10 protein-coding genes are annotated in these 12859 nt (G+C 71.8%); 3 read left to right on the forward strand and 7 right to left on the reverse strand.

Annotated elements, in window-relative coordinates:
• Nucleotides 1-54: 54 nt before the first annotated feature.
• Both KUV85_RS06620 and KUV85_RS06625 read left to right on the forward strand, forming a co-directional pair.
• Nucleotides 55-2274, forward strand: a complete 2220-nt coding sequence (locus tag KUV85_RS06620; RefSeq protein WP_219962419.1) for a DEAD/DEAH box helicase — start codon at nt 55-57, stop codon at nt 2272-2274.
• 158 nt (nt 2275-2432) lie between these two features.
• Nucleotides 2433-3587, forward strand: coding sequence for a ScyD/ScyE family protein (locus tag KUV85_RS06625; protein ID WP_219962420.1), 1155 nt, complete (start codon nt 2433-2435; stop codon nt 3585-3587).
• A 34-nt stretch (nt 3588-3621) separates the two neighbouring features.
• On the opposite strand, the gene KUV85_RS06630 is transcribed toward KUV85_RS06625, so the two are convergent.
• Nucleotides 3622-4224: a TetR/AcrR family transcriptional regulator gene (locus KUV85_RS06630; protein WP_219962421.1), complete on the reverse strand. Its 603-nt coding sequence runs from the start codon at nt 4222-4224 to the stop codon at nt 3622-3624.
• Nucleotides 4225-4309: 85 nt separating this feature from the next.
• On the opposite strand from KUV85_RS06630, the gene KUV85_RS06635 reads away from it, so the two are divergent.
• On the forward strand, nt 4310-5500 hold the full coding sequence (locus KUV85_RS06635) for an acyl-CoA dehydrogenase family protein (protein ID WP_219962422.1): 1191 nt from the start codon (nt 4310-4312) through the stop codon (nt 5498-5500).
• 15 nt (nt 5501-5515) lie between these two features.
• Here KUV85_RS06635 and KUV85_RS06640 read toward each other — a convergent pair whose 3' ends face one another.
• The 6 genes from KUV85_RS06640 to KUV85_RS06665 form a co-directional block, all read right to left on the reverse strand.
• Entirely contained in the window at nt 5516-6070 is a 555-nt protein-coding gene (locus tag KUV85_RS06640) for a manganese efflux pump MntP family protein (RefSeq protein WP_219962423.1), read from the reverse strand.
• A gap of 125 nt (nt 6071-6195) precedes the next feature.
• Entirely contained in the window at nt 6196-9159 is a 2964-nt protein-coding gene (locus KUV85_RS06645; protein WP_425299399.1) for a bifunctional [glutamine synthetase] adenylyltransferase/[glutamine synthetase]-adenylyl-L-tyrosine phosphorylase, read from the reverse strand.
• 13 nt (nt 9160-9172) lie between these two features.
• Nucleotides 9173-10510, reverse strand: coding sequence for a glutamine synthetase family protein (locus tag KUV85_RS06650; protein ID WP_219962425.1), 1338 nt, complete (start codon nt 10508-10510; stop codon nt 9173-9175).
• A 57-nt stretch (nt 10511-10567) separates the two neighbouring features.
• Nucleotides 10568-11365, reverse strand: coding sequence for a MerR family transcriptional regulator (locus KUV85_RS06655; protein WP_219962426.1), 798 nt, complete (start codon nt 11363-11365; stop codon nt 10568-10570).
• Nucleotides 11366-11441: 76 nt separating this feature from the next.
• Nucleotides 11442-12176 (reverse strand): hypothetical protein, encoded by a 735-nt coding sequence (locus tag KUV85_RS06660; protein ID WP_219962427.1) that lies wholly within the window; start codon nt 12174-12176, stop codon nt 11442-11444.
• Entirely contained in the window at nt 12173-12841 is a 669-nt protein-coding gene (locus tag KUV85_RS06665) for a SatD family protein (protein WP_219962428.1), read from the reverse strand. Before KUV85_RS06665 ends, KUV85_RS06660 begins: the two co-directional genes overlap by 4 nt.
• Nucleotides 12842-12859: the final 18 nt, after the last annotated feature.

Below are 12859 nucleotides of genomic sequence, written 5' to 3' on the forward strand. Positions count from 1 at the left end.
CGAGGCCGGAGGATGTACTCTTGAGTCGCAGGGCTCGACCACTCGGTCGAGCACGTGACGAGGACCCGCCCCGGGCGCAGGCAGCCCGAGCGCAGCAGGTCCGTCGCCGACGACGACAGCGTGTCGTGCGAGAAGGAGTACCGGTTGGCCACAACAGGTCAGCGCAGGTCCGGTCGCAACCGGTCCGCGCAGCGTGGGCGTCGCCGCCCGCAGGACAACGAGGGGATCATCCCCGTCCTCGCGCAGGCGGTGCGCTCGGTCGAGAACGCCATCAAGCGAGGACGGGTCGAGCGCACCCGCTTCCAGGCCATCGCGCTCATCGCGCGGGAGGAGCGGGCCCGGCTCAAGTCCGACGCCGACCTCAACGACTCCCAACGTGACGCCCAACTCAAGCGCCTCGACGGGATCGCCACGATCCTGGCGCAGTCCGCCGCGCGCGAGCCGTCGCTGTTCGACCTGCTCCAGGAGGACGCCGACGTCAGCGACGCCACGCGGCGCCTCAAGCGCGAGATGGAGCTCGACGCCGGCCTCAAGCCGACTCCCGAGCCCCAGCGGCAGACCACCAATGGCACCGACACGCCACGCCCGGAGCGGCGTACGCCGCCGCCCGCCTCGGTCACCCGGGCCCAACTGGCCAACCCGTTCATGGTGCCGGACTTCAGCGCCGCCCCGGCGAAGAAGAAGTCCACCGACCGGCGACTGATGGGCTGGGAGCTCATCGAGCCGCTGCTGAAGTCGTTCGAGAACGCCGAGCCGGGCGCCTCCTCGTGCCTGGAGCTGCCCGAGCCGAAGCCGCTGCTGCTGCCCGAGGGCATGGAGCTGATGGCCCACCAGTCGCGCGTGCTCGCGGCCGTGGCGGAGGGGCACCGCACCTTCCTGCTCGCCGACGAGCCGGGTCTGGGCAAGACCGCGCAGGCGCTGCTCGCGGCCAAGGCCGTCGACGCCTACCCCCTGCTCGCCGTGGTGCCCAACGTGGTCAAGCAGAACTGGGCCAACGAGGCGCGCATGTGGACGCCGCACCGCAGCGTCACGGTCGTGCACGGCGACGGCGACAACGTCGACGGCTTCGCCGACATCATGGTCGTCAACTACGAGATCCTCGACCGGCACGTCGACTGGATCGGCGAGCACGGGTTCCGCGGGATGATCGTGGACGAGGCCCACTTCATCAAGAACAAGAAGTCCCAGCGCTCCCAGAACGTGCTCGACGTCGCCGACCGGATCCGGCAGCGCGTCGCGCGACCGCTGATGATGGCGCTGACCGGCACGCCCCTGATCAACGACATCGAGGACTTCCTCAACATCTGGCAGTTCCTGGGCTGGATCGACGAGAAGAAGCCGCGCAGTGAACTCATGGGGAAGCTGGAGGAGACCGGCCTGACCCCGGCCGACCTCGGCTTCTACCCGGCCGCCCGGCAGGCCGTGGTGGACATGGGCATCGTCCGTCGCCGCAAGGTCGACGTCGCCTCCGACATCCCCGCCCGGCGGATCGCCGACCTGCCGGTCGAGCTGGATGCCGCCGAGGCACGCTCGATCCGCGAGGCCGAGCGCGAGCTCGCCGAGCGACTGGTCAAGCGCTACGAGATGGCCCTGGCGACACGTCGCAGCGGCGGCGAGCAGGACGGCGTGGACCAGGACCTGGTGCGCCAGGTCGCGCAGTGGGAGCTCTCCGACGCCGACGACTCCGAGTCCGGGGACAACGTGTTCGCGATGGTGCGCACCATCGGCCGCGCCAAGGCCGCCCCGGCGGCGGACTACGCCGCCCAGCTGGCCCGCAGCGCCGGCAAGGTCGTCTTCTTCGCCAAGCACCTCGACGTCATGGACGCCGCGGGTGAGGTGTTCGCCAAGCGCGACGTGGGCTACACCGAGATCCGGGGGGACCAGACCAAGGCCGCCCGCGAGGAGGCGATCCGCGCCTTCACCGAGGACCCCGAGGTGCAGGTCATCGTCTGCTCGCTCACCGCGGCCGGCGTGGGCATCAACCTGCAGGTCGCCTCCGACGTCGTGCTCGCCGAGCTGTCGTGGACCGACGCCGAGCAGACCCAGGCGATCGACCGCGTCCACCGCATCGGCCAGAGCGAGCCGGTCACGGCGTGGCGGATGATCGCCGCGCAGACGATCGACGCGCGGATCGCCGGTCTGATCGACGCCAAGGCGGGGCTGGCAGCACGAGCGCTGGACGGGTCCGGCGAGGAGATCGCCTCGACCGAGGACATCCGCCTCGAGGCGCTCGCCGCGCTGCTCACCGACGCCCTGGCCGACCGCGAGGCCTGAGCCCGGAGCCACCCGGCGGCGTACCGCTGCCGGCCGGGTGACCTCCGTCCTGCGTGGGACCGCGCGTCCTCTCCCAAATCGGCGATGACAACCGCACCGGTTGGTCGCCCAATGATCTCTGGGAGGACGGTCCCCCCGCGCAGACCAAAGGACTCCGCATGAACAGGACGGCGGTACGGATCGGAACGGGGGTGGCCGCCCTCGCACTCGCGACGGCGGGCGCCCCGGCACTGGCAGGACACGGTCACGGCGGCAACGGCGCGACCCCGCAGACCATCACCGAGCTCGACGGCCCTCGCGGGGTCGACATCGTCGGGCGCGGCAAGACCCTGGTGACCGAGACCGGCGGTGCCTTCAGCCTGGTCATCGAGCGCAAGCGCGGCCCCGCGAAGGTGATCGAGCTCGGCACGGTGCCCAGCGGCATCCCGCCGGCGATCGCCCAGGGCCGCCACGGCACCATCTACCTGCTGGTCGGTGCGGCCGGGCCACCGGAGGAGGAGACCGTGCCGGAGCTGGGCACCGACGCCGAGCCCGCAGCCAGCCCGACCCTCTACAAGTGGCGCTGGGGCTGGTCGGCACCGCGCCCGGTGGCCGACATCGGCGCCTACCAGGCCCGCGACCTGGACCCCTACGACCAGGAGGGCCATCCCGAGGAGAGCAACCCGTTCGGGCTCGCCGCTCTCAAGGACGGCACGGTGCTGGTCGCGGACGCGGCCGGCAACGACCTGCTGCGGGTGTGGCCGGGCGGTCGCATCAAGACGGTGGCCCGGTTCACCCCGCGAGTCGTCGAGACCCCCGAGGGGCTGCCGGAGGTGCCGCCGGAGGAGGGCGGGCCGCTGCCCCCGGCCGGCACGCCCATCCCGGCCGAGTCGGTCCCGACGTCGGTCACGGTCGGCAAGGACGGCTACTGGTACGTCGGCGAGCTGCGCGGCTTCCCGGCGACACCGGGCACCTCCCAGATCTGGCGGATCAAGCCGGGCAGCACCGATGCGGTCTGTGACTCCGAGCGCTGGTGGCGGGGGCGCTGCACCCGCTACGCCGACGGCCTGACCTCCATCACCGACCTGGCGACGGGCAGTCGCGGCATCTATGCCCTCAGCCTGTCCAAGGCCGGGTGGCTGCCGCTGGAGTTCGGTGCCCCCGGTGCCGAGGTCGGTGGGCTGTACCTCGTCGGCAAGCGGGGCCACCGCACGTGGACCCGGGAGATCGCGCCCGACCAGCTGATGATCCCGGGCGGGGTGGACGTGCGCGGCCACCAGATCCGCGTGGTCGGCCCGCTGTTCGGTCCCGGGGCGTTGCTACGGGTCCGCTGACCCGAGCCGCGGCGTACGGGTGCTGCCGGGGGCGTCAGGTCCTCGGCAGCACCCGCTCCACGATGGCGAGCAGCGCCTCGCACAACAGGTGGTGCGCCTGGTCGCGCGTCAGCCGGCCGCCGCGGGACCACTCGCGGATGGACTCGCGCACCAGGCCGCCGTAGGCGCGCATGACGGCACGCGCGGTCTCGTCCTCGGCGTCGACCCCGACCATCTCCAGGACGCGGCGGGCCGCGAGGTCGGCCGCCTCGTCCAGGATCGCGGTGACCTCGGGGTCCTCCCCGAGCCCGACCGCTCCGCTCACCGTGAGGTACGTCGTCCGGTGGGGCTCGATGGAGTCCAGGAACCATGCCACGCTCTGGTCGACGCGCTCGGCCAGCGGGCCCTCGGCGACCACCAGATCCTCCAACGGCGTCAGCAGCGCCGACCGGCGTACGACCTCGAGGTAGAGGGATCGCTTGTCGCCGAAGTAATGGTTGAGCAGGCCGCGGGCGACGCCCGCCCGTCGGGCGATCTCGGTCGTGGACACGTCGGCGTAGGCGCGGTTGGCGAAGAGCGCCTCGGCGCAGTCGACGATCTGCTCGCGCCGTTCGTCCGGCGGCAGCCGCCTGCCCCGCACCACTCGTTGCGCCGTCATCGCTCCACCCTCTCTGGAATCCCTGCCGACTCCATCCTATTATTGGCACTCCGCCAACAAGCGCCACCCCGAAGGATGTCTCACCATGGACTTCGACCTCCCCGAGACCGCCGTCGCCGTGCGCGACGGCGTCGCCGCCGTCGCCGCCAAGTACGACCACGAGTACTGGTCGCGCTGCGAGGAGGAGCACCGCTTCCCCACCGAGGCGTGGCAGGACCTCGCCGACGGCGGCTGGATCGGCCTGTGCATCCCCGAGGAGTACGGCGGCGGTGGCGCCGGCATGCTCGAGCTCGCCGTCGCGTGCGAGACGCTCGCCGCCTCCGGCGGCACGGCGGGGATCTTCCTCTACATCCTCACCCCCGGGTTCGGTGCGATGACACTGGCCCGTCACGGCACCGAGGAACAGAAGCAGCAGATCCTCCCCGGCGTGGCGACGGGAGAGACGCAGTTCTGCATGGCGCTCACCGAGCCCGACGCCGGTTCGAACGCGATCGAGATCACGACCTCCGGACGCGTCGACGGCGACGAGCTGGTCATCAAGGGCCAGAAGGTCTGGATCTCGGGCGTGGAGAACGCTCGCTGGATGCTGGTGGTCGCCCGCACCACGCCCGCCGACGAGGCGCAGGACAAGCTGGGGTCGCGGACGGGCGGCTTCACCCTCGCCCTGGTCGACGTACCGGAGGCGCTCGCCGCCGGCACGCTGGAGTACGCCCCGATCCCCAAGCTCGGCGGCAACGTCGTGACCTCCAGCCAGGTGTACTTCGACGACGTCCGGGTGCCACTCAGCAACGTCATCGGCGCTGTCGACGAGGGGTTCCCGGTGCTGTGGGACGTGCTCAACCCCGAGCGGATCCTCGCCGCAGCCGGCGGCGTGGGCGGCGCCGAGGTCGCCCTGCGCCTGGCCGCGGAGTACGCGCGCGAGCGCGAGGTCTTCGGGCGGCCGATCGGCGCCAACCAGGGGGTGCAGTTCCCGCTCGCCCAGCTCAAGGCCAAGACCGAGCTCGCACGGCTCATGACCTACAAGGCGGCATGGCTCTTCGACCAGGGCCGCCCCTGCGGCAACGAGACCAACGTCGCCAAGCTCACCGGAGCCCAGGTGGCGTGGGAAGCGGCGGACCGGGCGTTCCAGACCTTCGGCGGGATGGCCTACTCCAAGGAGTACCCGATCGAGCGACTCTTCCGTGACGCGCGGATCGGCAAGAACATCCCCGTCGCCGAGGAGCTGATCCTGGCCCACATCGGCACGCAGATGCTCAAGCTCCCCCGCAGCTACTGACACACCGGTCCGTGCTCAGAGCAGGTGGGCGAGCAGGATCCGCAGCCCGATGAGCACCAGCACCGTCCCGCCGGCCAGGGTCGCCCACCGACCGAGGTGCTCGCCGACGCGCGCGCCGAGCAGCACCGCGCCGAGGGAGAGCACGAAGGTCACCACGCCGATGAGGACCACGGCGGGCAGGACCGCGACGTCGAGGAAGGCGAAGGTCACCCCGACCGCGGCGGCGTCGATCGAGGTCGCGATCGCCAGCGGCAGCAGGACCAGCACGGTGACGTCGCCGAAGGCGTCCTCCGTCTCGTCACGGATCCCCTCCAGCACCATCTTTCCGCCGATCAGCGCCAGCAGCACGAAGGCCACCCACGGCGTCACCGCCGAGACCGCGTCGGCGAACCAGAACGACAGGCCCCACCCGAGCACCGGCATAAGGCCCTGGAAGCCGCCGAACATGGCCGCCGCCAGCAGGGCGACACGTCGGTCCGGACGCTGCAGCTGCAGGCCGAGCGCCAACGACACCGCCACGGCGTCCATCGCCAGCGCCACCGCGACGGCGAGCAGTTCGGCGTGGCTCATGGCACCTGCTCGTCGTGCGGCCCCGGAGGAAAAAAGGAGTCGGGCCGTGACCTCTGGGGGGGTCGGTCACGGCCCGACGACGACATCATGGCACACGAGAGCAACGACGTCGCAACTATGGACCCTCATCCCCAAAAAAGGTGCTCGACCACTCGCCGGGCCCGCCGTGTCGCCTTCAGGTAGTCGTTGATCATTGCATCAGTTTCGAGGGCGGAGAAGCCCATGATCTGGGCGACGGCGCGGCGCTCGGTGGAGTCCCGCGGCACGTGGTCGGCCGCCTTCCCCCGGGCGAGGGTGACCGCGTTGCGCAGCCTGCTGGCCATGCGCCACGCGGTGAGCAGGGTGCCCGCGTCCTCCTCGGTGAGCAGACCGTGCTCGCGGGCGGCGTCCAGTGCGGCAAGGGTGCGCGGCGTGCGCAGGTCGGCCACCGCTGCGCCGTGGCGCAACTGCAGCAGCTGCACGGTCCACTCGATGTCGGCGAGTCCCCCGCGCCCGAGCTTGAGGTGCATCTTCGGATCCACGCCGCGCGGCATCCGCTCGTTGTCCACCCGCGCCTTGATCCGCCGGATCTCAGTGATGTCCTTCTCGCTCAGACCGCCCTCGGGGTAGCGCAGCGGGTCGATCATCGCGATGAACCGCTGGCGCAGACCGTCATCACCGACCACTGCGTCCGCCCGCAGGAGCGCCTGGGCCTCCCAGACCTCCGACCACTTCGCGTAGTAGCCCGCGTAGGAGTCCAGCGTCCGCACCAGCGGCCCCTGTCGCCCCTCGGGACGCAGGTCGGCGTCGACCTCCAGCGGCGGATCACTGCCCGGGGCGCCCAGGGTGCGCCGCAGCTCGTTCGCCACCGCCTGCGCGAAGGAGGCGGCCTCCTCCGGCTCCGCCCCCTCCTCGGGGTCGTGCACGAACATGACGTCCGCATCGCTGCCGTAGGACAGCTCGAAGCCGCCGTAACGCCCCATGGCGATGATCGCGAAGCGGGTGGGCGCACGATCGATGCCCTTCTCCCGTCGCACCGCCTCCTCGACCACCGTCAGCGTCGCCTCGAGCGTGGCATCGGTGAGCGAGGAGAGACCGCGCTCGACCTCGGCGACCTCGGTCAGCCCCAGCACGTCGCCGGCGGCGATGCGCAGCAGCTCGCGGCGGCGTACGGCGCGGACGGCACGGACCGCCTCACCGGGGTCGTCCTGGCGGCGTCCGGTGGCGAGCATCTCCCCCACCACGTCCTCGCCGCGCTGCGGCTGCAGGTCACCACCGAGGAGGCGTACGCCGGCCGGTTCCCGCTCGAGCAGGTCGGTGCAGTAGCGCGAGGTCGCCAACAGGGTGGCGAGACGCTCGGCGACCTGCCCCTCGTCCCGCAGTGTCTTGAGGTACCACGGGGTCCGGCCGAGGGTCTCGCTGATCCGGCGGAACCCGAAGAGCCCGGCGTCGGGATTGGCCCCCTCGGCGAACCACTGGAGCATCGCCGGCAGGAGGGCGCGCTGGATGGTCGCAGTGCGGGAGACGCCCGCGGTCAACGCGTCGAGGTTGCGCAGGGCGGCCGTGGGGTCGCCGTACCCGAGGGCCTTGAGGCGGTCGGCCGCGGCGTCGGAGGAGAGCCGTACCTCGTCACCGGCGATGCGCGCGACGGCATTGAGCAGCGGCCGGTAGAAGATCTTCTGGTGCAGTCGGGTGACTTCGCGCCGGTGGTGCTCCCACGCCCGCTCGACCTCCTCGGCCGGTTGGGCCGCAAACCCCAGGCTGCGCCCGAGCAGTCGCAGGACCCGCGGGTCCTCGGGCACCAGGTGGGTGCGCCGCATGCGGTGCAGCTGGATGCGGTGCTCCAGGCGCCGCAGGAAGGCGTAGGCCTCGTGGAGCGCCTCCCCGTCCTTGCGGCCGATGTAGCCGTGCTGGGTGAGTTCGTGCAGCGCACTGAGCGTGGTGGGTTGCCGGATCCGCTCGTCGGCGCGTCCGTGCACCAACTGCAGCAACTGGACCGCGAACTCCACGTCGCGCAGCCCACCCTCACCGAGCTTGAGCTCACGCGCGACCGACCGGGCCGGGATGTGGTCGACGACCCGCCGCCGCATGGCGCGGGCGGCGTCGACGAAGCCGTCGCGCTCGGCCACCGACCACACCAGCGGATCGACCATGGCGACGAACCGCGTGCCGAGGTCGCGATCGCCGGCCACGGGCCTGGCCTTGAGCATCGCCTGGAACTCCCACGGCTCGGCCCAGCGCTCGTAGTAGCGCTCGTGGCTGGCGAGCGTCCGGCTCAGCGGACCCGCCTTGCCCTCGGGACGCAGCGCGGCGTCGACCTCCCAGATGCTGCCCTCGCGCGTCGGGGTGGAGCAGGTCCGGATCAGGTGGGAGGCGAGCTTCGCCGCGATGCGAGCGGCATCCTGTTCATCGGTCTCGCCGACCGGCTCGTGGACGAACACGACGTCGACGTCGGAGAGGTAGTTGAGCTCGTGCCCACCGCACTTGCCCATGCCGATCACGGCGAGGCTGACCGTCCGGGCGTCCTCGCCCACGTGCTGCCGCGCGAGGGCCAGCGCCGCCTCCAGGGTGCCCGCCGCGAGGTCGGCGAGCTCGGCGGCCACGTCGTCGACGCGTACGTCGTGGGCCAGGTCCCGCGCCGCCAGCAGCATCAGCTGGCGCCGGTAGTCCACGCGGAGGGCGTCGACCGCCTCCGCGTCGGGCACCGTCGCCACCGGTGCCTCGTCGCCCGGGTCCGCCCCGACCGCGTCAAGCAACGATGCCCGCATCGCGAACGCCGGCACGCGGGTCGTGGCCAGCGTCGGATCGGTGAGGTCTCGCCAGTGCTGCGGGTGCGTGACCAGGTGGTCCGAGAGCGCGGTGCTGGCACCCAGCACCGCGAGCAGCCGGGTCGCGGCGTCCGGGTCCTCGGCCAGGTGACCGAGGAAGTCGGCGCGGTCCTCGACCGCGTCGGCGAGCCGGACCAGGCCGGCCAGTGCGAGGTCGGGGTCGGCCGTCCGGTCGAAGTGACCCAGCAGCGGCTCCCCGTCGGCGCCCAACCGCGCGAGCGCGTCCGTGGCGGCGTCGACGTCGGTGAAGCCGACTCGCAGGACCTCGCTGCGTCGGGTCAGCCGCGTCATGGGCTCAGATCACCGGCAGCATCTGGTCCCGCTCGTAGCTGGAGACCTGTCCGCGATAGTCGTCCCACTCCTTGCGCTTGTTACGCAGGAAGTAGTCGAAGACCTGTTCGCCGAGGGTGTCGGCCAGCAGTTCGGAGGACTCGGCGACGTGGATGGCCTCGTTGAGGCTCTTGGGCAGCGGCTCGATGCCGAGGGCCTCGAGCTCGCGGTCGCTGAGCGACCACACGTCGTCCTCGGCCTCGCGCGGGAGGTCGTAGTCCTCCTCGATGCCCTTCAGGCCCGCCCCGAGCATGACCGCGAAGGCGAGGTAGGGGTTGCAGGCGGCGTCGACGGTGCGCAGCTCGATGCGCGTGGACGGCCCCTTGTTGGGCTTGTACATCGGCACGCGCACCATGGCGGAGCGGTTGTTGTGCCCCCAGCACACGTGGGAGGGGGCCTCGCCGCCGAACATGGTGCGCTTGTAGGAGTTCACCCACTGGTTGGTGACCACGGTGATCTCCTTGGCGTGGGTCAGGATGCCGGCGATGAACTGCCGGCCGACCTTGGAGAGCTGGTACTCCGCGCCCGCCTCGTGGAAGGCGTTCTGGTCGCCCTCGAACAGCGAGACGTGGGTGTGCATGCCCGACCCGGGGTGCTTGGTGAAGGGCTTGGGCATGAACGTCGCCCAGATGCCCTGGCTCAGGGCGACCTCGCGGATCACGCTGCGGAAGGTCATGATGTTGTCCGCGGTCGAGAGCGCGTCGGCGTAGCGCAGGTCGATCTCCTGCTGTCCCGGCCCGGCCTCGTGGTGGCTGAACTCGACCGAGATGCCCATGGCCTCCAGCACCGAGATCGCCTCGCGGCGGAAGTCGGTGCCGTGGGAGTGGGCGGTGTGGTCGAAGTACCCGCTGCGGTCGACGGGGACCGGGACGCGGCCGCGCTGCGGCGCGTCGTCGAGGAGGTAGAACTCGATCTCGGGGTGGGTGTAGAAGGTGAAGCCCTTGTCGCCGGCCTTCTCCAGGGTGCGCTTGAGCACGTTGCGCGGGTCGGCGTAGGAGGGCGACCCGTCCGGCATCACGATGTCGCAGAACATCCGCGCGGTCGCCGGGCCCTCACTGGCCCACGGCAGGATCTGGAACGTCGAGGGGTCGGGCAGGGCGAGCATGTCGGACTCGTAGATGCGGGCGAAGCCCTCGATCGCGGAGCCGTCGAAGCCGATCCCCTCGGCGAAGGCGCCCTCCAACTCGGCGGGCGCGACCGCGACCGACTTCAGCGAACCGAGCACGTCGGTGAACCACAGCCGGACGAATCGGACGTCTCGTTCCTCGAGCGCCCGCAGCACGAAGTCCTCTTGCTTGCTCATGCCAGCAGCCTAGGGCCTCGGACGCCGCGGGCATCCGAGGCCCAGCCGCCAGACGCCTCAGGCCACCGGCTGCTGCAGCTCGGTGACCCAGCCGTCGGGGTCGCCCTCGGGCATGTCGAGGTAGACCTCACGGCACGGGCCGGCGAACTCGTGCTCGGACTCGGCCACGTGGCGGCTCAGCTCCTGCCACGCGGCACCGATGCCGGCCATGGAACCGCGGTAGGTCGCGGTGACCGCACGCGGGATCGCCGGGAGGTCGGTGACCTCGGCGTCGGCGAGTGCTCCCTCGGTCAGCGGAGCGGCCGCGGCGAACCGCATGCCGTCGCCGTCCGGGGCATACCAGGCGACCGAGGGCCCCGTGGGCGTCAGCCCGGCCGCCCCGAGGTCGGCGTAGAGCTGCTCGAACATCGGGCCGATCCGCTGGCCGATCTCGGCCACGTCCTCGACCCGACCGGTCCGTTGGACCAGCCGCAGCGCGGGTAGCGGCTTCTCGACGTACTCCAGTGTGGACATGGTGCCTCCTTCGATCATCCGGAGACGTCGCTCGACCTCGCCGAGGCGCCGGCGGTCCTGCCGCAGCTGGTCCCGCAGCTCGTCGCGTCGCCGCGCCAGGAGCGCGAGCAGCTGCTCGGGCTCCTCGCCGCGGTCCAGCAACGCACCGACCTGCTCGAGGCTGAAGCCCAGCTCCTTGAACGCGACCAACGCGTCGGCCCGCGCCAGCAGTGCGGGGTCGTAGGAGCGGTGCCCCGAGAACGGGTCGACCCGCGACGGCGACAACAGGCCGAGGGAGTCGTAGTGGCGCAGCATGCGCACCGACACCCCGGCAAAGCGTGCGAACTCTCCGATACTCAACATGACGAGGACCACTCCAGGACCTGACACCGTGTGAGGTGCAAGCACGGCCCGTCGCGGGGTGTCGTGCCCTGCGGCGTCACGGCATCACCAGCACGAGCGTGGCGAGCGCGACCAGCCACGACACGAAGCTGCCCAGCAGGAAGTACTCGGTGACGTCGGTGATCGAGGGGCCGCCGTCGGAGCGACGGAAGGACTGGATCTCCGGCCACCGGATCAGGCCCTTGGCCGCGATGACCAGGCTCGCGGCGGTGACCTGCCCGGCCAGGCCGAGTCCGAGGATGACCACGCGCTCCATCGGGCCGAGCAGGCGGCCGCCCTTGAGTGCCGTGCCGACGCCGGCGGCGTCGACGGGGTTGGTGGTGTCGGTCAAGGACAGGACCAGACGCACCACCAGGTTGCCCGTCGAGCACTGCACCAGCAGACCGCCGGTCACGGCCAGCAGCTGGCCCACCTCCACGCCCGCGAGCGCCTGCCACGGCGCCGCGGCGAGCCACTCCCCGAGCGGTCCGCCGCCCTCACCTGCCCACGGCGCACAGGCCACGGCCGCCGTCACCGCGCCGCCGAGCAGGGTCAGCGGCAGCCACGGCCGGTCGCGGTCGAGGCCGTGGCGCACGGCCGTCGCCCAGCCGAGCACCACCACGAGGACGAGCGCTGCGGCGAGCAGGTCCCACGGGCCCACGAGTCCCGCGAGGAGGACGGTCACCACGACGGCTGCGGCTCCCGCGATCTCGGGCAGCCACGGGCGTGGACGCAGGGAGTGGCCGAGGTCGGTGACGGCGACGCCGATCAGCAGCAGGCCGAGCCAGCTCATGCCTCCCCCTCGGGGTCGTCCAGCCCGGCCAACAGCTCATCGACCCGCACCACCGCGGCCAGGCCGTCACGCCGGATGCGCTGCGAGACCGCCGAGGCACTCACCCCCAGCTGCTCGGCGAGGTGTCGTTGGCTCATGCCCGCGAGCATGCCGCCCACCACCGACACGGACTCCGGTCCCAGCCCGGCCACGAGCTGGTCGCGAGCGACCAGCGCGGCGTTGACGGCAGCGGGATCGGGACCGCGGCACCCGTCGGCGCGGTGGTACGCCGTCCGCAGTGCCCGCGAGGCCGGCCGCTCCTCGGCGTCGTGGACGGTCTCGATGGCCGTCCGCGCGGACCACCAGCCGGGGCCGTCCTCGACCCGGGGCTCCTCGCTGAGCACCTCGACGGGTCCCCAGCCGACGCCGTGGCGGACGGCGACGTCCGCGGACTCCTGCAGCCGCAGACGGAGGCGGAAGGCCGCGCGGAGCGCGCTCCCGACGTCGGCGAAGGCACCTTGGTACTCATCACCGACGGTGATGCGGAGCGGGGCGACCGGGTCCGTCTCGTCATTGACCTCCGCGAGCGCGGCGGCCAGTGCCTCGTGCAGTGCGGGACGGTCCTCGGCCCCGCGGGATCCCAGGACGTCGCCGATGACGGTGGCGACAACGGTGGTTGCGGTCATGGGCCTCACCTTCATTCC

Source organism: Nocardioides panacisoli (genome assembly GCF_019448235.1).
Lineage (GTDB): Bacteria > Actinomycetota > Actinomycetes > Propionibacteriales > Nocardioidaceae > Nocardioides > Nocardioides panacisoli_A.